The organism is Candidatus Woesearchaeota archaeon, assembly GCA_016214075.1.
Taxonomy (GTDB): Archaea; Nanobdellota; Nanobdellia; order Woesearchaeales; family DSVV01; genus JACRPI01.
Genome location: JACRPI010000025.1, coordinates 1 through 23,361 on the forward strand (window position 1 = coordinate 1; position 23,361 = coordinate 23,361).

Below are 23,361 nucleotides of genomic sequence, written 5' to 3' on the forward strand. Positions count from 1 at the left end.
TTTGTTAATCCACATCAACAACTCAAAGGGAAAACTCCTGCTGAAGCAGCAGAGATTGATCTCCATTTAGGACAGAACAAGCTTCTTGATCTCATAAGATGGAGAGCAAAAATGCAGATGACGAAGAGATGACAATGTCTTTCCTTTAGGTCCTTTTCCTCCTGAAAGCCCTATTTGTGTTCCCGCAGTAATTTGATCTCCTTCTTTAACAAGTACTTCATCCATGTGAAGATATTGCGTTGTAATTCCATCACCATGCTCAATCGTGACACTGCCCCATCTTTTTGCATCTACATCTATAACGACACCATTCCCTACACTCAGGACAGGGGTGTGCCATGGCGCTTGAATATCTATACCTCCATGATGCTTTGATCCTTTCCCTCGCGCAACATGCTCTCCACGATATCCAAAACAAGAATTCACGAGTCTCGTATCATATTGCGCAGGCCATATCCTAAACGGTGGTTTTGCAGTGTACTCTACTTGTGGTTCTGCTTCAACACGCGTTGCTTCATCTTTTCCTTCAGTAATATTTTCTTTTATGAGTGTCGTTGTGCTTGCAACTCCTGTTAAACTGAGATGCAGACAACTTCCAAGAAGAAGCATTCCCGCAGGAATTGTCGTGCTATATTTCATTTCTGGCATTTTTTCCGCTGCTGTTTTTCCTGTCATAAAAGAAGCAATGGATAATATTGTTGTGTAGAGAAAAGGCGCATCAGTGACATAAGCAAGGAGAGTTCCTGCAGTTATCGCACTCGCTGTTCGCGCAACTTTTTGGACAATCTCTCGCTGATTTTTTCTTATGTAACTTTCTCTTTGTATCTCGGGGATTAAGAAATCTACAGCTATGCTTGCATAGCGAAGCGCAAAGCTTCCCGCAAGTCCTGCTGCAACTGCTTCTCCTTCTGAGAGCTCTGGAGATGGAGTCTCCATAATTTTAAGACCCAGCGCATACATTGTTGCAGGGATGAGTGATCCAATAGCATAATGCAGTGCTTCCCAATTTCCGTAGATGAGATCACTTAACTCTCGTCTCGGTTTTATTGTTCTTTCTTTTACTCTTTCTCTTCGTGCCATTTTATTGTTGTTTCCATTCCCCAAACTCATTGTAAATTCCTTTTGTTCCGTGTGTCTGTCTCCAGCCACCCACATTATTCACATTAAGACTGTCAAGCAATTGTAATCTGTCTTCAAATACTTTTGAATCCTGTAAATATGCTATTCTATCTGCTGTTTCTATACGCAGTTCTCCATTAGAATATCCTGTTGATTTTGCAGCATCAATATATCTTTGATTGTTTTGCGCGCTGATTGTTCCCACCGCACTTCCTCCTTTTGTCCAGACATAGCCGTAGAGTGGCATAAGGAAGACAATCTGATCATTCGCGACACGTGCTTGCGCGTATGCGATAATGTCATCTATTTTGTCATTTGGCAATACTGGAGACGCTCCTCGTCTTCCTTTGTGGAAATCGTATGCCATGATATGTAAGAAATCCGCATATTTTGCAAGACCTTGGTAATCATAAAATCCGTGATGTTTGTAGCCCGCTTTTTCACTTCCTTCAAATCGTGGACTTACTGCAACCGCTATTTCATATTGGCCTGCAGGAAGTTCTTGACGCAAGCGTCTCATAAACTCTACATACGCAGCGCTACTCTCACTTCCTAAGGAAATTGTTTCTAAATCCACTGCAACGCCATCATATCCTTCTTCTTTGATAGCATCTGCGATACGATCCGCAGCAGTGGAAGGATTATCCAAAATTCTCTGTACTAATGATTTTGTGAACGCGCTGACCATGGGTAATACTTTCACCCCGCGTCCATGCGCTTTTGTAATAATTTTTTCTTCTAGTTTTTCAGAACAGCGTTGTTTGAGACGCAATGTGCTTCTGTTATCTGCAACAAATTCGTATGTGTGCGGATGCCAGTAATCAACGACAGCAAGCGTTTCTTCTTCCATCTTTCCGCTCCCCAGCGCTTGATTGTAAATGAAGACATGCTTTTTTCCGTCTCCTGAAACTCGAACAATAGGTGGTTGTGGCTCTTCTGTTTTTTCTCCTTCTTTTTCAAAGGTGAATACATACTCACTTCCTTTTTCACTTCCAAACCATTTGTGATCTACTTTTTTCTTTCCGTCCCATACTTCAACAAGAAATTTGAAGTCATCTCCAATTTTTTGCGCATCTTTTCCCGCAAGCGGATTAATCATCGCGGTGTCTGGAACAAACGCGTTTTCAATTCCCGCGTCGTATTCGAAAATTCCTGAGATAACTGCTATCCCATTTTGATCAATAGAAAAATCATTTCTTTCGCCAAGATAGATTAAATCGTCGTAAAAATCCTTTGCTCCTGCTTTTGGAACAGTTGGTTGCGCTTCAGTTGAAGGAAGCATGAAATATCGAATAGTAAGATCTTTTCCAACATGATTTCCCGCTTTTGTCGCTTTGACGTCAATGGTCATTAATTCGCCATCATTTATTTTTCCATCTTTGTTGTCGTCGTTTTTGCTTACTATAACCCGCATCCCAATATCATCGTGTCTTGTTGCGTCTGTGGGATATTCTGATGGAATCGCGTTATATCCACAATAAACTCCATGCCCAACAATGTAGCTTAACCCTGCAAGCGCCATTGTAGTTCTTCCTGTTCTTTTGAAAAATGCTTTTTTCTCTGTGTCTTTCTTTTCTTTCCCTATGTTTTTTGTTTTGACTGTTGTTGCGTTCAGAATCTTTTTTCCGACATAATACCCTGCAGCAAGCGCGATTCCAAACATTCCATAATCAGAGAATCTGTGGATGGTGTCCATGACAAAATCTTTTGAAGCGATTTCTTCTTCGAGATGGAGAAGTTTATGCAATCCAACCGCTGCTCCAACCGCGCCTGTACTATACACTGCTGCAGCTGCTTTGTACCCAAATTTGTTATTGACGTATTCACCAATTCTTCCGACGAGTGTTCCATACGCTATCGCAGCTCCTGTTGCAACACCGCCTGTAACTAAAGAAGTATCAAGAATTTGCGCGCTTGCTTCTGCACCGCTAACTGTTGCTGCTGTTCCGATCACTACTGCGTCAAGTGTTTGTCTATGGTTTTTGTAGAATCGTGGAACTCGTTTTTCGCAGAGCTTTTTCTCTCGTGCTACGAGACTTTCGTATATGCTTGTTGTTGCATTATCTGCTTTTTCAGAGAGATATTTACCAGCACGTTCAACTTTTGGTGTGGTATACGCTGCAGTCGCGTCTCTTGCGCGGACATATCCTGTTTTGATAGCGCTGCCTATCACTTTCCCTGCGCTGACAGCATGATCGCGCCAGGTTGGACTTTTCTTTGGAGTTTTCTCTATTCCTTTCTTCTTTACCATTTCTTCACTAATTGGTAGCAAAAGAAGGCTGTTTATAAATGTTCCTATATTTTTGTCATGATTAAGTGGTTAATTAAGCGCATGTCATTCACTCTTTTTTTACACCATACTCATAAAAAATCTTATTACCGAATGGGTTTACTTCGAACCTTCGGTTCGTAGTATTACGAGCATAGCTCGAAATAATACCCCGTAGCTTGCTACGGATTCGATACCCATGAGCCTAATAACACAAATTCCGTTAAGAAAATTCGCTAATACCCCGCAGCTTGCTGCGATTGGGATGCCCTGCGAGCGGTGCGTCTGTGTTATTAGAAAATGTCTCCTCACAAATATGAGAATGATCTCTGTTTAGGAACTTAAAACATATTGGACTAATTTACCTTTACATCAAGAACCGCTTTGATCTTTTTGACCGCGTCTTTCAGATCTTTTACCTGCGCTTCATCAGGAACATGGATTTTGAGTTTAATAATGACATTATCTTTCTTGTTTTTTGTGTGAATGGAAATGATATTCACTTTCATTGCTGCCATAAGATTCATGACATCCGCAAGAAGTCCTACTCTGTCATGCACGACAATCATCAATGTTGCCTGCTGCGTTGTTTCTTCCTGTGTCCAGGAAACAGGAAGCTCTTTTGTGACATCCAACGAGTAAATGTTCGCGCATTCTTTTTTATGAATGGTGATCTTTTTGTCTTTTGTCAGGAAACCTCGAATAGGATCACTTCTATGCGGGCTGCAGCATTTGGAGATTTTTACTGGCGCAGGTTTTCCGTCTATGCGAATAAATTTGACAAGTGTCGCTTCGCTGACTTCTTCTTCCTGTCGCATTCCTTTCTTTGGATCATCTTCTGCTTCTATTTTCAGGCAGCTTCTAATTTTTGATTTTGCTTTTTGTGTTACTGCAAATTTCAACCATTGCCTTGAGGGTTCAGCGTTCTTTCTCGTTATAATTTCAATGACTTCTCCTGATTTGAGATGATAATCCAACGGCACAATTTTGCCATTCACTTTTGCCTGCGTACAATGATCGCCGACATTACTGTGCACCATGTACGCGAAATCAACAGGCGTTGCTTTTACTGGAAGCGAAATAGGATCTCCTTTTGGCGTAAAGACAACAATCTCATCTTCGAAAAGATCAACTTTGAGTGTTTCCACAAAATCCTTCGCGTCATCAGACTGCATTTTCCAGTCGAGAATCTGTTTGAGCCACGCGATTCGCTTGTCGAAAATCTTGTCTCGTTCGTTTCCTGTATATCGCCAGTGCGCAGCGATTCCTTCTTCTGCTTCATTCTGCATTTGCTCTGTGCGAATCTGCACTTCGATAATTTTTCCATAACTGCTCATCACTGTCGTGTGCAAACTTTGATACCCATTTGATTTTGGAACAGAAATATAATCTTTGAATCGATGTGGCACTGGTTTCCAGAGATCATGCACAACACCGAGCGCAGCGTAACAATCAGGAATAGATTTTGTGACGACTCGCAGCGCGATAAGGTCATACACCTGATCGAAATCCAGCTTTTTTTTCTGCATTTTTTTGTAGATGCTGTAGAAATATTTTGCTCGTCCGTAGACTTTTCCCGCTACTTGTTTTTCATTTAATGACTTTTGGACATCTTCTATAATCTTCGCTGTCGCTTTTTCTCTTTCTGTTCGCTTTGAGGATATCTTTTGCGAGAGGAATTTGTATACTTCTGGGTTGAGATATCTCAGACAAAGATCTTCCAGTTCTCCTTTTAGTCTAAAAATGCCTAGCTTGTGTCCAATCGGCGCGTAGATATGCAGTGTCTCTTCAGAAATCCGTTTTTGTTTTTCGGGACTGCACCATTTTAATGTACGCATATTGTGAAGGCGGTCCGCAAGTTTGATAAGAATGACGCGAATATCTTTTGTTGTCGCGAGCAATACTTTTCGAATATTTTCCGCAGTATAATCTTCTTTTGAATCAAAATGAATCGCGCCAATTTTTGTGACTCCTTCGACGAGCATCGCGATTTCGTCTCCAAAATCTTCTTTGATCTGGGAGAGTTTGACGGGGGTGTCTTCCACAACATCGTGCAGGAGCGCCGCGCAAATTGTCGCTGAATCCGCTTTAAGTGAGATGAGAATTCGCGCGACTTCTATCGGATGCGTGATGTATGGTTCTCCGTTTTCTCGTGTCTGTATTTTATGCGCGTCAAAAGCCACTGTAAGCGCTTTTTTGATCAGGCGAAGCTGCGCTTTATTATTGTACTCCTTTATTTTTTCCGCAAGCTCTTCGTAGATTGTTTCTTGGTCAAGCGTTTTCGCTGTTGCTTTTGTTTCTTCAGCATCTCCACTTCCGAGAGCGATATCTATACTTGTTGCCATAGAGTCTTTTGTAAATCTATTGAGATATATAATATTTTAGTTTTCCAAAGATTTATATAGAATAACCCTCAAAATTACACTCAAAGAGAGGGGATTTGTGGTGCGAAACAAAGGACAGGTAACTATTTTCATAATTTTAGGTGTTCTTATTGTACTTTTTGTCGCTCTTTTTTTTATTTTCACTTCTTTTGAAACGCAAAAACCAGAGACTCAAACACAAGCTGTTGCCTACGCGCTCATCGCGCAGTGTGTTGAAGACGTTGCGATTCACGGTATTCCTTTTCTTGCGGCTCGAGGAGGATATTATGAAATTCCTTCTGGCTATCTTGTTTATACTGAAGAATATAATCCTTATTTTACCACTATTTCTTATTATTACAATGAAGGAGCAATGACTGCTTTGTCTGAAGATGAACTCGCTACACAATTTGAGCTTTTCCTTCTCTCAAGGACAAAAGAATGTTATAATTCAACATCTGAATCATCGGATTATTCTTTTAAAGAATTAGGAACAGAAGAAGTGACTGTCTCTTTCACTGATTATGCTGTTGAAATTCTTTATGCTTCTCACGTCGCTCTTGTTGACGCGACTTCTACAACTTCGATTACTCCTATTGAAATCGCTCTTCCTAGTTCGTATTACACTGCATACACCACTGCATTGGCAATTGCTGAAGAACAATCAAGCAAAGGAAATATTTTTTGCATGACCTGTTTGACGAAGTATAAGCAGGGCGCAATTGAAAATGTTTTGACTGAAGAAGTCTCATCTGATAATTTTTACGCAATTGTCTACACAATCAACTTTACAGAAGAGTCCACTGACGCAACCGCGCTCTTTTCTTTTGCTGGAAAATATGGTCTTGCTTCTGAAACAGAAAATTTGCGACTTCTTCCTATCGCGGATCAAACTATAGTTATCGGCTATCCTTATGAATACGATGTTTCTGCAACAAAAACAGCTGTTACCTTTTCAGACAACAGTGATCTTTTTGACATAAATCCTTCATCTGGAATTATTTCTTTTTATCCTGATGAAGAAAGTGTTGGAACACACCTTATTGAAATTACCGCAACAGATTCTGATGGAAATTTTGATTCCACTTCTTTCTATCTTGAAATTAATCCTGTTGTTTCTTTTATTGATCTTTCTTATATCGGCACGCTTGCGGCTTCAGTGGGGCAATCTTTTAATTATACTGTCTCTCTTACAGAGGAAACAAATAAAACAGTGTATTATTTTGATGATACTACGCTTTTTGATGTTGGACTTACTTCTGGAAAAGTATTATTTACTCCTGTTACAGGTCAAGAAGGAACATACGATATTACCTTCACTGCGACAACACAAGAGGGGAGCACTGCTGAAGAATTAATGACGCTGGTGATTTATTAACATGAAACCAAAAATCAATATGACTCCAACCGTTTGTTTTTTCTTCTTTGTTCTTACTTTGCTCGTCTCTCTTCCCTCTCTTTATGCGGGTGGAAGCACAACACTTTGTACAGATCCCGCAGAGTATGAAGATTGTTTTCAGGACAATCCTTCCATGCAAAATCTTCTCCTTGTTTCTGATCCAAGCCCTGATGATTTTGAGAAGCTCTTGAACGCGGATAGAACACAGGCTGCTTTGTATTTAACTCGTCGATATGATCCTGAATTTGCAGCAACGTATGTCGCTTCAACGGATTTTACCACCGCAGACGCAACTTCCGCGCTTGTCGCGGAGCGATTTTTTAGTGAAGATTCTGATAACGTGAATGAATACAAAGGAAAATTTGCTGATTATATGTATCGTCAAGGTGTTGAGATTGGGATTTCCGGGGACATTGAAAAATACAACGTTGATGGAACACTTGTTGGAGAAAATGGCGCAATCAATCTCAAACAGTTCGCGTCTGATTATGCGTTTGAGGTCAATAGTGACGGAGAGATTGTTCTCATCCCTCGTCACTATCCACAGGATTGGTTGATTGAATTTGAAGGAACAATTACACAAAATAGCAACGGCGATATTGCAATGAAGTCTGGCTCTTTCAATGGTTTAGATGTAGAAGACGCGTCAAGCATTTGGGTTGGGAAAGAAGGAAATATTATTGTTGATGCTGGAGAGTTTGGCGCGCTTGATTTTCAGGGAAGAGGACATGTTATTTATGACCCAGATGATCAATCGTACCAACTGAAAGATGCTGTCCTTACTGATTATCCGGATTATAAACTTACAGGAACAATTACTGTTGATGTAGGTTATGTGTATGATGATTTTTATGTTCCCGCAGGAAAAAAACTTGAAGTGCATCCGAACACAAAAAATGCTGAGAAAGAAGCGCTCAATGAGCAGGCGTATGTCATTAAAGCAAATGGGGGAAAACAAGTTCTTCTCAACTTGAATACAGAACATTGGTGGGAAAATCCAACTGATTATGTTGTTGAGTGGCTTGAGGCTGCTGAAGATATTGTTTCAGGGACACCTGAAGACAAAGTAACTATTGATCCAAATAAAGTTGTTATCGCAGAAGCCGCTCCTGCGCTTGAAGGCTACGATCATTCGTATCGTCTTGAAATTGACGCAGGCGCGCAATACGCATTGCAAAGCGAATCTGGTCCTGAAAATGATAACTTTCTCCCTATTCCCGAAGATGGATCTTATGGAAAAGGAGACTACCCAAAGAAAGGGACAGCAGATTATGAAGCAATTCAAGTTATTCAAGGAATTGTGGGTACTACTCCTGATGGAAAATATGGTTCTGGGACAAAAGCAGCTGTTGTTTCCTGGCAAAATAGTTACAATCAGCAAAATAAATTAAATCCAGGTGATCCAGGATATCTTGCTCCTGATGGAAGCTGGGAACAAGAAGATACAACCGCGTATTTCCAGATGACGTATAATCACGATCAAAATCCTCCTACCCTTGTCTTTGATATGGGAACTCCAGAGAGTGGTGGAGTTGCTGTTGTTCACTTTGAAGAAACTGGCCTTGATGTGACGACAGCAGGCGATATGAATTTAGAGATAGAAGGACAGAGATTGCAGATTCAAGATGGTGAAGCGGATCGGCAGCTTGCAGCAATCATAGAATCTGAATTGAGTGTCCCTGTCACGCTTTCGAGTCACGCTCCTTGCGATACTTCTGTAGATATCACTGGTCAAGCAATTGGAAATTCTTACTGTGAAATATTCTCGACACGCATTGATGATGGAACATACAGTGTCAATGACGCAGTCGTGAGCGGTACTGTTCGCGCATCCTGTCCGCTTTCTCTTGGTAATATTAATCCTTCAAAATCACAGTGCGCAACGTATGTTACAGATTACGCAAAAGTTGAAGGAGGAATGTACACGACGTATGGCTCTCAGCAGGATAATTACGCTGTCTATCTTGGGGAATATGGCAGTAGTTGGCAAATGTCTCATAACATCCAAGGTCATGAAGGAACTTCTCTCTACTGGAAAGAGTCTGCTGGTGACATGGCATTTAAAGATTCACGACTCGCAGAACAGGTTGACTATAATTATGATAATTTTGAAGAAGGCGATGTTGTTTTCTTTTATTACACGAAAAGTACTTTTTTGAAAGAAGCATATGAAGAAGGCACTGATGGAAGACAGGCAACGCACAGCGCTCGTGTTGTTGGAAAAGAATCTGAACAATATACAGTTTCTACAGCAGGGACTGATCCTGTTGCGTATCTTCAAAAACAACTTGGAGTGAGCAGTGATTTCCTCAGCGGTTATCCTGTATGGATAAATGGCCAGAGAGCACTTTACAGCAATGGCGCGTATTATTCTTACGACTCTACGAAAGGTGTTGTGGGAAGTCCAATTGTTCTGAATCAAGGAGATCAGGTTGTTGTTGAAAAAACCATGATTGCGCAGATGTATCATGAAGGATCACGAGATAAACAGCCGTTTAAAGTTGTTGATTATGGTACATTCCTTTCAGACAACGCAAAAACTATGTCGCTTTATGAACATGTTCGACCGGACACGGAAAGAACAGAAGAAGCAGCAACCCGTTTTGCAGGGACAACTGCTGTTGCTGTGGATAATGACGAAGATATTGCTGACGCGCTTCGCGCTTCAGGAGTTTCTGAAGAAGATCTTCCAGCAATGGTTGAACTGACGAGAGAAATCAATAACGTTCCAAGCAATTGGAAAGGGAATGGAGATGTTCTTATGCTTCCGAGCGCGAACACCCTTCCTCCAGAAGATACTGTTGTCGTGAATATGGAAAAACGTTGGCTCCCTACTGCAGGAGATATTTATGGCGTTGTTGAAGCATCTTCCAAAGAACGGGTACGTGAATATGGTATTCCTCCTGATGATGTAGATGATCTTACTGAAGCAACGATTGCGCTTGGAATGATCGAATCGTATTGGGGTGAAACACAAAGCACTGGTTCTCAAGTGAAGATGGCTGCTGAATCATTCATTGCAGAAACAGGTATAGGAACAAGTCCGACTCGTTCTTACGGTGTTCTCCAAACACAAGATCAACTTGCGGAAAAAAATGCACAAGAATTAGGTGTTGATGATTACACAGGTCCTGAAGAACTTGTTACTCTTGAAGGAGGAGTTAAACATGGTCAGCGAAATATTGCGCAGGCGTGGGATAGATACGCTGTTGACCATGATGGAAGAGATCTTCCTTATGAAGAAAAATTAGGTATGGTCGCTGCCGCGCATCACATGGGTGAAGACGCTCCAATGGTCGCGGCTGTTCAGTCACAACTTTTAGATTTAGGCTATGGTGAAAAAGATAATGTTGATGGCTTTTATGGGGAAGATACAATTACTACACTTCAGGAATATGCAAAGGATAAAGGAGTCGCATTTGACGCAGAAGCCGCGCGAAATGATTGCGCGTATCTTCACGCGGATTTAAGCAGTTGCACTTCTGGCGCTCTTGAGAATTCCGCAGTTTATACTTTTGCACGCCAAGACTGGAAACAGACAAAAGGTGAAGGCAAAGTAGACCCTCCTTACGCGATTGTTCCTCCAAACAATGGATATGTACAAACAGCAATTAAATATTGCGGGCAGATTACCGCTGTTCAAGGAAGATGCACTTATTCGGTTAGTTAATGAGTTCATTATAGAATTACAATTTTAAAAGCCAGCAATCTTCCCATCGAAGTCGACCATTTCCTTCTACAAGCGCGTCATAAATTTGAAGAACTTCTGGCGCGTAATATTCTGTTTGTTTATTCACAGGAATGTGCGTTGTTCCGCGAAGCACTGCTGTTCTTCCTGCGTTATACGCGGCAGCAGCAAAAATCTTTGCGTAATACGGATTCTCTGTTTCACTCAGAAAAAATTGATGTTCTCCTGCTAATTGTCGTACTCCTTCATTGATATTCCACGCAGGATCAAAGCGTGTATCTTTCTCTTTTAGTCCTTCTTCGATAAGTATTTCAAGATCTTGTTTATAAAGCGCCGCCCATTCTTCTGTCGTCTTTCCATTATATGTTCTTTCCTTGGACGCTCTCGCTTTTACATAAAAAATATAATTTTCTGTCGTATACGATCCTGACCTTGGCATGAGCTGCATTGGACCAACAGCTCCTGTTGATGAAATCAAATCTTCCTGAAAATGGGATTCTTTGATCAGAATTGCTTTCGCGAATCGCCAGTCAAGATTATATTCCTTACTTGCATCCTCGAGAAAAACATCATACTGGCTTTCATTTGGCGCTCGTGGGCAATATGTTGTCATGGTTTCTATTTTGTCAACAACATCTTGAACGGTTGGCACTTGCTTTCTTTGGTGAGCAATATATGCTGTACTCGCAGAGATTCCTACTAGAAAAGAAAGGAACCCCCATACCATGCTTCTTTTTACCATTTTAGAAAGAACAGAATAATCATTTATAAAAGTTACTCCTTATTAGGTACATCAAAAAAGAAGTTCTTTTCCATGAGCTTTATAAAACGAATTTCTCTCCTTCTTGTGATTATGGGTTTAGAAGAAGAGATACAAATTCCTGACTACAAAATCGTTCAGGAAGCAGGAAGAGGAAATTTTGGCATTGTCTATAAGGCGCGAGAAATTTCGTCTGGACGAGATAGGGCAATAAAGATTCTTGATCGCGTTGAAGGGGGCAGAGGAGACGCGGCGTATGCGCTTTTTCGTTCAGAAGGTTTAGAGGAAAACGAATCGCTCGCAGACGCATTTCAGCATGAAAATCTTGTTCGCTTTTACAGGCAGGGTGTTGTTCTTGAGGGAGATTTTACTGGTCAAAAATTCATTGTTCTGGAATGGGTGCAAGGAACGACACTGGAGCATGCGTCAGACTTTTCTCCACGAGAAATAGATGGGGTTATCAAACAAATTTGTCATGGCGTTCAGCATATGCATGAGCGTGGGTATCTTCATAATGATATTCGTGCACCAAACATAATGGTTACTCATTCTCAAACAAAAAAGTCTTCTCTTCTTGCAAAACTGGGTGATTATACACTTGTGACTCCTTGTGATGAACAGGGCATTGCCTCTGCTGCAGCAAATATTTCTTCACGGACAATTTCGGCTCCGGAATCTATACAGCGTGGGGAATTATCTGCAAGAACTGATATTTGGGGACTCGGAATTCTGATGTACCAACTGTGGACTGGAGAACATCCATTTCCTCATTCAAGTAAAGATGTGCTTGAAGAAATGGTACGTACTCCTGCATCTTATACTGGTTTGGAAATTCGCATTCAACGAAATCCTCAAATTCCGCAAAAATATAAAGCTATTATTCAAAGGTGTCTTTCATATAATCCTGATCAGCGTTACCAGTCAGTCACCGCGCTTTTACATGAACTGGAACCCCCAAAAACACGCTTGAGTGTTGGTTCTGTAGTTGGAGGTATTTTTCTCGCCGCGCTCGGATGTTTGGGCATAAGTACAGGGGGTCTTCTTTATTTTCAAAAACCAGATCCTATTGTTGAAACAAAAACAGAAGTGCAATATATTCCTACTGTTTTTTCAGATAATCGAAAAGTCAAGCGCGATCCGCGAATTCAGCAAGGAGTTGATCCAGAGGATGTTTGCAATCATCCTGAAAAATATCATATGGATCGAGATCGATATAAAGATCCGTTGGCATATCGTTTTTGTTTAGAATTTGGTGAAGCAAAAAAACTTCTTGACCAAGCGGAATTTGTCGCGGCAGCAAAAAAACTTGAAGCATTGCAAAAAGACAATCCCTTGCGTTATGAACCCCCCTCTGCGCTTCTTGAGGCATATTATGAGTTAGGCTTAGTTTCTGAGGCTGCTGAAATAAGAAAATTAGTTGTAACCAAATTCGGAGAGTATAATCCTATGGAATTGGCTCTGTACAGTCAGAAAATAGATCTTTATATTTTAGATGGTCCTACTACTGTTGATTTTTTGTCTCGAGATATTTGTACTGTTGGCGTTGTTCAGAAAAACTATCCAGAATGTCCGGAACTTGTTTTAGTTCGTTCGCTTTCTTCATCAGATGAAAAAGAGAAGAGATACGCCGCGCTTGTTCGTACGTATTCTCGCTCTTTTTTAGTGCATCGAGAGTATGCTCGCTTTTTGTTTGAGACAAATGATTCAGATAAAATCCCTCTCGCGCTTCAGCAGTATGAAGCTGCTGCAAAGCTTGCAAAAAACAGGTATGCCTTTTTTGCTGAAATCACGCACCAGTTTGAAAAGCGTCGTGATTTTGCGCACGCTTTTGTGTATCAGTACAGAGCAGAAGAAGCATTTCAAGAAGGTTATTCATCAAGTCTTTGGAGTAGTAGAGAATCAGACGCGCTCCTGGTTAAAATGGGTGGCGTTGGTAAAAATACTTCTTCTTTTACATCAAAAGAAGAAGCGTATCATGTGCTTTCAGAAAAATGCACTGCTGATGCGGATTTTGGTTTTGTTCCGTGTTCTTTTTAATTTTACTAGATTCGATTCATAACCTTTAAATAGAGTACTGGAATTTTCTTTGCTATGGTAAAATATACTATTGATCATGATCGTCCCACTTGTATTGGCTGCGCAGCCTGCGAAGCAATTTCCCCAGAATTCTGGGTGATGAGCGAAGATGGCAAATCTGATGTCAAAGGCGCAAAAATTATTAAAGAAGGCGATGAAATTAAGCAAGAACTTCTTGATATTGAAGAAAAAGATTTCCAGACAAATAAAGACGCCGCTGACGCGTGTCCAGTGAATTGCATTCATATTTTAGATGAAAATAAGAAAAGAATTATTTGATTTATTTGCATTAATTCTTTTTTTCTGTAATTATTCTTTTCTGTTTAATACATTAATTCCTAGTAAAGACCCCAATGCTCCTTTGGAGCATTGGGTCCCCCTGACAATAAAGTAGTATGGCGATTACAGATGATACTAGGCAACGACAAACTCCAAAACACGCACCTGCAAAAGTAAAAATGTCAGGGGGACCCGTTGCAACGCGAAGCATTGCAATGGGGTATTATGAAAAACGTGTTAAGAAAATTACAACAATTAACCTCATTAACAAAAAGAATTATTCTTGCGTTTCTTCTTCGCTGACAAGCAAATAACACACTTCTTTCTTTTCTTCATTCTCTAAATTATCGCAGTAGCTGGTATCATTATTGATTTGCGCCATGTCTTTATAGAAAATATTTTCACAGCGTTCAACATCTGGCGCTTCACTGCATTTCTCTGAAGAACTTGATTGGACTGCTGCTTCCGCGGCAACATGAACAAGACATGTTTGTTGTACTGCTTCTTCAGTGAGCATCATGCACTTTTCTTTATTTAATTGCTCAACCGCTTCTGTCGCAAGCAATGTTTGTTCACAGTCCTGTCTCAACGTCTGGCTTACGATTCGCGCACAACTTTTTGTGTCTGCTTCCTGTAACGCCTTGACATAATACGCGGAGTTCAAACAATTTTCTTCACAGCTACTACACTGTTCGACACATGACGCGTATGATTCATACTCTACAGAAGTTGCGTCAATCCCCACAGGAACTTCAATTTGTTCTTCTGCGCCAAACCATGCACAACTTGCAAGAAATATTGTCATGAATAAAAATGCTCCAAAATAAAATATTCTCTTTTTCATATGTTTTTTTGATGTTTGGCACTATATATACTTTTTGTTGGGAGCTCCCTAAACATTTATAAAGAAGTAATTTGTTTCCCTTATTATTCAACTTTATACGGAGGAGTTATATATGAAAGCACCACGAGTAACATCCAGCAAATTCGTTAAGATTCGCTGTCCTAAATGCAAGAATGAGCAAATTACCTTTGGCAAAAGCGCGACCAGCGTGAAATGCCTTGTTTGCGCAAAACCACTTGTTGAACCATCCGGCGGTAAATCGCACATTAAAGCACGGATTCTCGAAGTTCTCGAGTAAGAGGTTTTAGAATACCATGTTTTATCGACGCACTGGATATCCTGAAGAAGGAGAACTTGTTCTTTGTACTGTCACAAAAGTACAGTCCCACTCTGTCTTCGCGCGATTAGACGAATACGATAAATCCGGCATGATTCACATCAGTGAAGTTTCTCCTGGTCGTATTCGAAACATTCGTGATTTTGTCAAAGAAGATAAAGTTGTCGTGTGCGTTATTCTTCGCGTGAATCGTGAACGCGGCTTTATTGATCTTTCTCTCCGTCGAGTCAACGACAACCAAAAGCGAAAGAAAATTGAAGAAGTAAAACAGGAGCAGAAAGCAGAAAAAGTTATCGAAACTATCGCTGAACAGCTTAAGAAAAAACCAGAACAGCTCTATTTTGAAATATACACTCCTCTTTCTAAACAATATACCTATCTTCATCAGTGCTTTCAGGACGTCGCGACAGGTCAAATTACTCTTGAAGATGTTGGTGTTCCTAGCCAGTACATCAAAACACTTCATGAATTTATCGAACAGCGCTTTAAGCCTAAAGAAGTGTATGTTGGCGGAAAATTATTCTTACAGAGTTACGCTTCTGGTGGCGTGGAGATTGTGAAAACAGCGCTTCTCGCGGGTCTTGCGACAGACAAAGAACACGTGACGCTTTCTTATCTTGGCGCTGGAAACTTTAACATTCTTGTGCGCAGTGAAGAATACAAAAGCGCGGAACAAATTCTCACAAAACTTATCACTACAGTTGAAGCTTCTGTTCCAAAAGGAAAAGGAATTGTGACTTTTACTCGTGAAGAGAAAAAAGCAGCCGCTGCTGTTTAATTTTTCGTCTTTCTGTTCATCCTCACAGTATTTACCCATACCTTTATATTATTGTAGTTCTTCTTTCCTCTCATGGCAAAACATATTATGTACTGTAGTGCATGCAAAACGTATACAATGAAATCACTCTGCACTTGCGGCGCAAAGACTGGTGAACGAAAACCCGCGAAATATTCTCCTGATGACAAATACGCGCAATATCGAAGAGAAGTAAAATCTGAGCAACGGAAAAAAGAGGGATTGGTATGAGTACACCTTCAATCAAAAAAGCAAGCACAAAAGAGATAAAAGCAGAGAACGCTCCAGAGATAGTTTTTTATCCAAAAGAGCCGTGGCAGTTTCAATCCTTTGAAAGCAAAGCTCCTGTTCTTAACAAGCCGTATCTTATTGTTGGTCTTCCCGGCATTGGGAATGTAGGAAAGATTGTTGTTGATTTTCTTATTGACGAATTAAAAGCAAAAAAATTGTACGAAATTAATTCGTACCATTTTCCAAACACCGTCTTTGTGACAGAAGAAAATCTTGTTGAACTTCCTTCCATTGAATTGTATTACAAAAAAGGCTCTGGAAAAATGCCAGATCTTCTTTTGCTGTCTGGTGATGTCCAGCCAACAGAACAAGAAGCATGCTATCAATTCTGCGACATTGTTCTTGATTTGTTTACCACAATGAACGGAAAACAAATCATCACTCTTGGAGGTATTGGTTTGCAGGAAGCGCCAGAAAATCCTAAAGTATTTTGCACAGGAGCAACAAAAGAAACAACCGCTTCTTTTGTGAAAGGAACTTCCTTGAATCCAAATATTTTTGGTGTTGTTGGCGCGTTTGTCGGTGTCGCTGGTGTTCTTGTTGGCCTCGCAGGCAAAAGAAAAATAGACGCAGTTTCTCTTCTCGCGGAAACGCTCGCGCATCCGTATTACATTGGCATGAAAGGCAGCAAGGAGATTCTCACTGTTCTAAACAAAAAGTTTGCGCTTCAGGTGAACGCGGACAAACTGGACAAAGAAATCAAAGAGTTTGAACGAGAACTGATGCAAACAGCAGAGCAGATGGAAGAATCTTCGAAGCAGACTCCTTCACGGCAGTCTTATATTGGTTAAACCTGTTTGAGGTGTCTCATGAAACACGTTATTATTGTGGGAGGAGGGTTTGCTGGCGTTTACACCGCGAAATTACTTCTTCGTCAATCTCGTGGAAAGCCTATTCATGTGACACTTATCAGCGAACACAATTATTTTCTCTTTACACCGATGCTTCATGAAATCGCGACAGGAAGTATTTCTCGCGATAACGCAGTGACTGCGATTAATCAAATCTTATCGAATCCTCGTTTTACTTTTATCAAAGCGCAAGCAACTACTGTTGATACAAAGAAAAAACTCGTGCATACAGATACCTGTTCTCGCTCGTATGATATACTTGTTCTCGCGACTGGTTCTTCTGCAAACTATTTTGGAACTCCTGGCGCTTTAGAGCATACTATCGCACTTCGCGATCTTTCCAGCGCGTATAAAATAAGGAATAAAATTATTGCGCAAATTGAACGTGCTGATGTTGAGGAAAATCCAAAAAAAAGATCGCAGTTATTGACCTTTATGATTGTTGGCGCTGGAGCGACAGGCGTTGAAGTCGCCGGAGAGCTTGCGCAGTTTATTCGAACCATTCTTTCTTCAGATCATCGCCGCATTGATCCAAAAGATGTTACGATTCTTCTTGTGCATCGAAACAAAGAAATTCTCAACATGCTCCCTTCTTATTACTCTCAAAAATGCGCTGCGGAACTGCAGAAACTCGGGGTGACACTTGTTTTGGAACGCGAGATTAAAAAAGTTGGAGAAGGATATGTTGTTGATCAGCATCACAAAAAAATTGAAGCGGGAACTATTTTTTGGGCAGTTGGCTTTACGCCAAACACGCTTCCTCTTGACGGTAAAAAACTTCCTGTTTATCCTGTGAGCTCTTCTTTACAAGTTGTGGAAAGTGGCAATGTGCATAAGAACATTTTTGCACTTGGTGATTGCGCTTTCATTGATAAAGGAGATGGACAGCGTGTTCCGATGCTTGCGCAGGTTGCTGTGCAGCAGGCAGTTGTTGTTTCCAGAAATGTTCTTGCTATCTTAGGTTTTGGTTCTTTGAAGGAATATCGTTTTGGACTTCAGGGTTTTCTTCTCAGCGTTGGTGATTATTTCGCAGTTGCTGGGATCAATATTCTTGGGAGGACGATTTATTTCTCAGGATTTTTCGCGTGGATGTTTTGGAGAACAATGTATTTATCAAAGTTGATTGGGTTTGGCAACAAAGTTCGTGTCGCGGTGGATTGGACATTGAATTTCTTTTATCCACGAGATACAAGTGAGATTGAATAAAGGTTCTTAGACCTTGTTTATTCTTCGTTTATGTTTACTATGTGTTTTCAGTTCTGATTGAATCACTTCGTCAATTTCAATAGACTCTTATTTAAACCATTTTTTGGCATTCGGTCTACGATGAGGGCAACCTGGCCAACAACAAGGTCTATGCTTTCCTTTAAGAAGATCTACAGATAAACGTTCTATATGCTCTTTTCTTGTTTCAGGTTTCTTCACAATTGTAATCCAACATATCCACTCGTTGCGTGCGAGAGGGGTAAGAACTTTCCATTTTTCTAGAACATCCTGATTCGAAATTAAAGCTTTTCTTAAATCAGCAGGTACTTCGTGAACTACACCAATGGAGTTTTCTTTTTTCGCCATATTTTCTTCTATGAGTTATGGAATAAACACCCCAATAATATAAATACTCTTCTATTTCCTTGCTACTCCTACCCCAAATCCTCATCCATTTTTTTCTTCTTAAATCGTATTCGAGAAATATCCAACGCTTTATCACAATCTTCACAACAAATCACTAAATGATGGCCATTATTTCGCTCGTCATTGACCACTCGTTTTGTCTTGACATTGCAGAAATCACAATGCGAAATTATTTTTTCATCAGGAACTTCCTGCTCTTCTTTTACTTGTAATCCTTCTTCAAACCCTATCTGCATTCTGTCGTCAAACACAAAGCAGGTTCCTTTGAAATGTCCGTCGGGATATTGATTGCAGTAGTTGTAAATGCCCCCTTCAATTTGATAGACCTTTTTGAATCCTTTTTTTTTGAACAACGCAGACGCTTTTTCACAACGGATGCCGCCAGTACAATACAAAATTACTTTCTTGTCTTTCAATTCTTCATACTGATCGACGATTGACGGGAGTTCTCTGAAAAACTCAATCTTCGGCGTTACTGCGTTTTCAAATCTTCCTACTTTTGCTTCTACTTCATTTCGCACATCAAAGAAAACGACAGAATTATCCTTCTTTCCTTGTTCGACAAGTTTGTTGACATCAGCCGGTTTGAGATGGATTCCTCCTTTTTCTGGATCAAGTCCTTCCACTCCTAACGCAACAATTTCTTTTCGGCTGCGAATTTGGAGTTTCTTGAATGGAATGCAGCTGACGGGCTGTTCTTTAAACCAAAGATTGCTGAACTCTTGCTTTTGTTGCATATATTTCTTGTACGCTTCTGTTGCTTCTGGAGTTCCTGCGCAAGTGCCGTTGATTCCTTCTTCTGCGATAAGAATTCTTCCCAAAAGTTTCTGTTCTTCGCAAAACGCTTTCATTTCTGCGACAACCACAGTAGGATCTGCAAGCTTGACGTACTTGTAAAAGAGCAGGACTTTGAATGGTTGTTTTATCTCCATTCTTTAAAGAATTGCTGATTTGCTTTTATAGTTTGTGAGAAAAATAAAATACTATTTATTCAACAACAAATTCAATCGTAAAATTGCTCGCGATAGAATCAGCTTGATTTTCATACGATGTTGGATCATAACTCTCTTTGATTAATGGCATCAATGAAACACCATACGTTTCTGCGGTGAACGCATTTGTAATATCCATACTAAATCGTTCAGTTCCTTCTTCGACAAAGACATTGATGTCAGCTAATCGCTCGCCAAATGGTTCTTCATACGCATCCAAAACATTGTATGTGACTGTTTTCGGTTGCCATGGAACAAGAATTTGATACGCATTCAATGCAATATCTGCTTCTGCACCATCATAGGATGATCGTCTTGTGATTGCAGCATCAAATGACAATGTTGCTTGTGTTATTTGATACCCACTTATTGCGTCTGTATTACATTGAACTAATGCTGCTTCAACACCGTCTGCAGATGATCCAATATGCACCTCTTGGCCATAATAATTTTCATCTGGAGAAGCTTCTCGTGTTCGAACAGCATCGAGTGTTCCATCTGTACTAGTACATATGTAGGATTCTAAGCGTGGTACAGAATCTCCTGTATCAAAACCAGTATCTTCATTCCCTATTTTTACCTGCCCTTCCCGGCATCCCAGAAGCACTATTGCTGCAAGAGATAATTGTTTCTTCATTTTCTTAGGAATATCCTCATCATATTTAAATATTTCTATTTTTATTACTACTTAGTGAGTTATAATCTTTCTTCTTTTTGAGTACCTCTTGGTAGTACAAAAACCGAAAAGTATATAAATAAGTGAATTTCACATTTCTTACTCGAAAGCAGTGAATTTAACAAAAATTTAAAGAGATTACGACGATAACGAAAATATAGCGATTACGGTGATAACATATGGATTACGACGAAAGTGACATGGAAGTCCTCAGTGACATGGGTTCCCAGCGAGAGCGAAAGAACTTGCGCACGATCCTCAACAGAGGAAAAATGGACAAATTTGAACTTGATGATTTCTTGGGGAATTAGGTTATTTTATGACAAATTCCCCTTTTTCCATTGATGCATTACTTTTGCACATGGACGCGTATTGTTCTTCTCGAAATGTACGCGCTTCTGATCCTCGTGTTCGTTATGAACTCAAGGAAATTGGTGTTCATTATGTTATTGATCAGATGGAACTTGAACCACAAGAAAAGACTGATCTTAAAACAATAATGAGCAGAAGAATTTGTTTAGAACAAGCATTAGCAACAGAGACTATTCCTAACTCTTATTTACGGCAAGTTATTGAAGGATTTCCAGAAGATCTCCGTGGCCTTGATATTGTCCAGGATTATCTTCGCGCTTCTCAACTTCTTCCAGATCTTTCAGGAGGCAGAGCTCCTTGTCCTGTGAAATATGATGAGCGTTTATCCATGATTGTAGTTCGTCAAGAGGGGATTAGGTCTATTGTTCAAGCAGGTATTGACGTAACTGGACCTCCTCTTCGTGTTCTTTTGCATAACCAAGAGCGTGTTTCTCTGTTTAACGTAGGTGGTGAAGCAGTAAGAGAATATTTAGACGCAAGTTTAGTTCTTCCAAGGGGAAATGCGTAATTTCTTTTTCAATTTTCTTTCACACACTTTATATATTTCCTGTTGACTTTTTCCAATCATGAATCTTACTGAAAAACAAAAACAACGCGGATTTTGGCTTTTATTCCTTGCGCTCTTTATCGACTTGCTTGGTTTCGGCATCATGATCCCATTGCTGCCTTTTTACGCGGAAAGTCTTGGCGCGAGCGCGTTTGTTGTCGCTCTTCTTATGTCCGTTTACAGCCTCGCGCAATTTCTCTTCGCTCCACTTTGGGGGAGATTGTCTGATCGTTATGGACGACGTCCAATCATTATGATCGGATTAATTGGAACGAGCGTTTCGTTTATCTTATTCGGTTTCGCGTCAACGCTCTTCTTGCTTTTTTTCTCACGTTTGCTTGGTGGTGTTTTAACAGCCGCAACACTTCCGACTTCTCAAGCGTATGTCGCGGACATTACTTCTGAAAAAGAACGCGCGAAAAAGTTTGGGTTGCTCGGCGCAGCGTTTGGTCTTGGCTTTATGTTTGGTCCCGCAATCGGCGGTTTGCTTTCTGTGTATGGCTATTCTGTTCCCGCGTTTTTCGCAGCAGGGCTTGCATTCCTTAATTTTGTTGGCGCATGGTTCTGGCTTCCTGAATCTTTCAAACCAACAACGACAGAAATTAAAAGTTATCATCTTATCGACTTTAAAGGAATGTGGAAAAGTATTACGCATGAACATATTGGTGTTCTTGTGATCATTGGCGCATTAATCGCGCTTGGCTTTTCGCAATTGCAAGGGATGTACGCACTCTTCGCAGAACAACGCTTTGGCTTGGGGCCTGCAAGCGTGGGAATAATTCTCTTTGTTGTTGGAGTCGTGAGTGTTGTTGTCCAAGGCGCAGTTGTTGGTAGAGTTGTTGCTTGGATAGGTGAGATTAAAACCATTATTCTTGGAACACTTATTCTTGGTTTGAGTTATACTATGATTGGTTTGTCTTCTTCAACGACGATGCTCTATATTTTTACCGGCATTAACGCCGCTGGCTTCGCGCTTTCATGGCCTTCTCTCAACGCATTGATTTCAGAGAGAACACACAAAGACGAACAAGGAACAATGCTTGGTCTTGCGCAAAGCTGGGGCGCTCTCTCTCGCGTTCTTGGTCCGCCATTCGCGGGAATTTTATTTGGGTTTTCAATCGCGTTGCCTTTTTTTACAGGAGCATTCTTCATGCTCTGCGCAATGCTTATGGCATTGAAGAATTATAAAATTTATGTCAAAGCTGCTGCGTAGAAATCCTTTTGAACAGAGAATCCAACACTTATTTTACTCTTTATATTTCGCGATCTCGTACAGGCGTTCTGTTCTTCTCGCAATATCCGCGATTTCTTCATCGCTGATGATTATTGGGCTTTCTTTCTTCTGGTTATTTTCTTTTTTCCGTATATATTCTTTTTTTCCCTGCTCATCATCATCTTTTTCATCATCCACCATTCTATACTCCCGCAATGTTTTTGCGGCATGATATGTTTTCTTTCTCATTATTGTCATGACATTTTCAACTCTCGCGTGAAGATGCGTGCCTTCTTCCCACCTGTTTTCTTCTTTGGCGATAATGGTGTTGTAAAATAATCCCTTCAGCCAGACAAAATCATTTGTCATCCGCGCTTCTGGCTCTGTTCTTGTCAAAAACAAAAGTTCGCCCCCTTCTCTATCATAAAATCCCCTGCCGTCCGCGTTCGGACTGGTGATAAACCATACTTCATAATTGACGCCTGCTTTGTCGTACCTGATCAAAAGCTGCCGCGCGATCTTTGTATATCCCTGAGGGCCGCTCCACGCGTCTTTTCTTAACACGCCTTCCTCTTCATAAAATACGTCCACGTCTGTTCTGCCGCCGAGCGCATCACTTTCTTTGTGCGTTTCAGAATAACAAAACAAGGAAGAATTTCTGGTTATCCGCCTGCCATCGTCAAGAATAATATCCCTTGTGACATCCGGACAAACCCTTTCTTCGAGGGGTAGATTCCGAATCGAAAAATCCTCTGCCAACGCTCCTGACGCAAGCAGCATTCCCACTATTCCTACTCCCGCAATGCCGTGTTTTCGTTTCATATTGTCTTGGAAGCAGCACTTTATTTATATATTTT

At 40.6% G+C, this 23,361-nt stretch carries 20 protein-coding genes; 11 read left to right on the forward strand and 9 right to left on the reverse strand.

Features of this window, described 5'->3' with window-relative positions:
* Positions 1–66: 66 nt before the first annotated feature.
* From HZC31_05135 to HZC31_05145, 3 genes are all read right to left on the reverse strand, one after another.
* Positions 67–1,110, reverse strand: coding sequence for a M23 family metallopeptidase (locus HZC31_05135; GenBank protein MBI5002745.1), 1,044 nt, complete (start codon positions 1,108–1,110; stop codon positions 67–69).
* The gene (locus tag HZC31_05140) at positions 1,082–3,370 is read right to left on the reverse strand and encodes a hypothetical protein (protein MBI5002746.1); all 2,289 of its coding nucleotides are present in this window, start codon (positions 3,368–3,370) and stop codon (positions 1,082–1,084) included. The genes HZC31_05135 and HZC31_05140 overlap by 29 nt, the downstream gene beginning before the upstream one ends.
* Before the next feature lie 374 nt (positions 3,371–3,744).
* Entirely contained in the window at positions 3,745–5,733 is a 1,989-nt protein-coding gene (locus tag HZC31_05145; protein ID MBI5002747.1) for a bifunctional (p)ppGpp synthetase/guanosine-3',5'-bis(diphosphate) 3'-pyrophosphohydrolase, read from the reverse strand.
* 100 nt (positions 5,734–5,833) lie between these two features.
* Here HZC31_05145 and HZC31_05150 point away from each other — a divergent pair, with 100 nt between their 5' ends.
* Both HZC31_05150 and HZC31_05155 read left to right on the forward strand, forming a co-directional pair.
* On the forward strand, positions 5,834–7,129 hold the full coding sequence (locus HZC31_05150) for a hypothetical protein (GenBank protein ID MBI5002748.1): 1,296 nt from the start codon (positions 5,834–5,836) through the stop codon (positions 7,127–7,129).
* Position 7,130: 1 nt separating this feature from the next.
* Positions 7,131–10,820: a hypothetical protein gene (locus HZC31_05155; GenBank protein MBI5002749.1), complete on the forward strand. Its 3,690-nt coding sequence runs from the start codon at positions 7,131–7,133 to the stop codon at positions 10,818–10,820.
* A 16-nt stretch (positions 10,821–10,836) separates the two neighbouring features.
* Here HZC31_05155 and HZC31_05160 read toward each other — a convergent pair whose 3' ends face one another.
* The gene (locus HZC31_05160; protein MBI5002750.1) at positions 10,837–11,580 is read right to left on the reverse strand and encodes a lytic transglycosylase domain-containing protein; all 744 of its coding nucleotides are present in this window, start codon (positions 11,578–11,580) and stop codon (positions 10,837–10,839) included.
* Positions 11,581–11,652: 72 nt separating this feature from the next.
* On the opposite strand from HZC31_05160, the gene HZC31_05165 reads away from it, so the two are divergent.
* Positions 11,653–13,635 carry a serine/threonine protein kinase gene (locus tag HZC31_05165; GenBank protein MBI5002751.1) on the forward strand — a complete coding sequence of 661 codons (1,983 nt, stop codon included), beginning with the start codon at positions 11,653–11,655 and terminating at the stop codon, positions 13,633–13,635.
* A gap of 54 nt (positions 13,636–13,689) precedes the next feature.
* Complete coding sequence (locus HZC31_05170; GenBank protein ID MBI5002752.1) at positions 13,690–13,953, forward strand: ferredoxin; 264 nt, start codon at positions 13,690–13,692, stop codon at positions 13,951–13,953.
* 277 nt (positions 13,954–14,230) lie between these two features.
* Here HZC31_05170 and HZC31_05175 read toward each other — a convergent pair whose 3' ends face one another.
* Positions 14,231–14,797 carry a hypothetical protein gene (locus tag HZC31_05175; GenBank protein ID MBI5002753.1) on the reverse strand — a complete coding sequence of 189 codons (567 nt, stop codon included), beginning with the start codon at positions 14,795–14,797 and terminating at the stop codon, positions 14,231–14,233.
* Positions 14,798–14,909: 112 nt separating this feature from the next.
* Here HZC31_05175 and HZC31_05180 point away from each other — a divergent pair, with 112 nt between their 5' ends.
* The 5 genes from HZC31_05180 to HZC31_05200 all read left to right on the forward strand — a co-directional run bounded on the left by HZC31_05180 (position 14,910) and on the right by HZC31_05200 (position 18,278).
* A complete protein-coding gene (locus tag HZC31_05180) occupies positions 14,910–15,095 on the forward strand; it encodes a 30S ribosomal protein S27e (protein ID MBI5002754.1) in 186 nt (61 codons plus the stop codon).
* Positions 15,096–15,111: 16 nt separating this feature from the next.
* On the forward strand, positions 15,112–15,912 hold the full coding sequence (locus tag HZC31_05185; protein ID MBI5002755.1) for a S1 RNA-binding domain-containing protein: 801 nt from the start codon (positions 15,112–15,114) through the stop codon (positions 15,910–15,912).
* Positions 15,913–15,984: 72 nt separating this feature from the next.
* Positions 15,985–16,161 carry a ribosome biogenesis protein gene (locus HZC31_05190; protein ID MBI5002756.1) on the forward strand — a complete coding sequence of 59 codons (177 nt, stop codon included), beginning with the start codon at positions 15,985–15,987 and terminating at the stop codon, positions 16,159–16,161.
* Entirely contained in the window at positions 16,158–17,012 is an 855-nt protein-coding gene (locus HZC31_05195; protein MBI5002757.1) for a PAC2 family protein, read from the forward strand. Before HZC31_05190 ends, HZC31_05195 begins: the two co-directional genes overlap by 4 nt.
* A gap of 18 nt (positions 17,013–17,030) precedes the next feature.
* On the forward strand, positions 17,031–18,278 hold the full coding sequence (locus tag HZC31_05200; GenBank protein MBI5002758.1) for an NAD(P)/FAD-dependent oxidoreductase: 1,248 nt from the start codon (positions 17,031–17,033) through the stop codon (positions 18,276–18,278).
* An 87-nt stretch (positions 18,279–18,365) separates the two neighbouring features.
* On the opposite strand, the gene HZC31_05205 is transcribed toward HZC31_05200, so the two are convergent.
* The 3 genes from HZC31_05205 to HZC31_05215 all read right to left on the reverse strand — a co-directional run bounded on the left by HZC31_05205 (position 18,366) and on the right by HZC31_05215 (position 20,333).
* Entirely contained in the window at positions 18,366–18,644 is a 279-nt protein-coding gene (locus HZC31_05205) for a YdeI/OmpD-associated family protein (protein ID MBI5002759.1), read from the reverse strand.
* Between the two features lie 68 nt (positions 18,645–18,712).
* On the reverse strand, positions 18,713–19,636 hold the full coding sequence (locus tag HZC31_05210) for a rhodanese-related sulfurtransferase (protein ID MBI5002760.1): 924 nt from the start codon (positions 19,634–19,636) through the stop codon (positions 18,713–18,715).
* Between the two features lie 55 nt (positions 19,637–19,691).
* Positions 19,692–20,333 carry a DNRLRE domain-containing protein gene (locus HZC31_05215; protein MBI5002761.1) on the reverse strand — a complete coding sequence of 214 codons (642 nt, stop codon included), beginning with the start codon at positions 20,331–20,333 and terminating at the stop codon, positions 19,692–19,694.
* Positions 20,334–20,691: 358 nt separating this feature from the next.
* Here HZC31_05215 and HZC31_05220 point away from each other — a divergent pair, with 358 nt between their 5' ends.
* Together HZC31_05220 and HZC31_05225 are read left to right on the forward strand one after the other, a co-directional pair.
* Complete coding sequence (locus HZC31_05220; protein ID MBI5002762.1) at positions 20,692–21,252, forward strand: hypothetical protein; 561 nt, start codon at positions 20,692–20,694, stop codon at positions 21,250–21,252.
* Positions 21,253–21,310: 58 nt separating this feature from the next.
* Positions 21,311–22,504 (forward strand): MFS transporter, encoded by a 1,194-nt coding sequence (locus tag HZC31_05225; protein ID MBI5002763.1) that lies wholly within the window; start codon positions 21,311–21,313, stop codon positions 22,502–22,504.
* 33 nt (positions 22,505–22,537) lie between these two features.
* Here the strand turns inward: HZC31_05225 and HZC31_05230 are convergent, their stop codons facing one another.
* Positions 22,538–23,326: a hypothetical protein gene (locus HZC31_05230; protein MBI5002764.1), complete on the reverse strand. Its 789-nt coding sequence runs from the start codon at positions 23,324–23,326 to the stop codon at positions 22,538–22,540.
* Positions 23,327–23,361 lie beyond the last annotated feature (35 nt).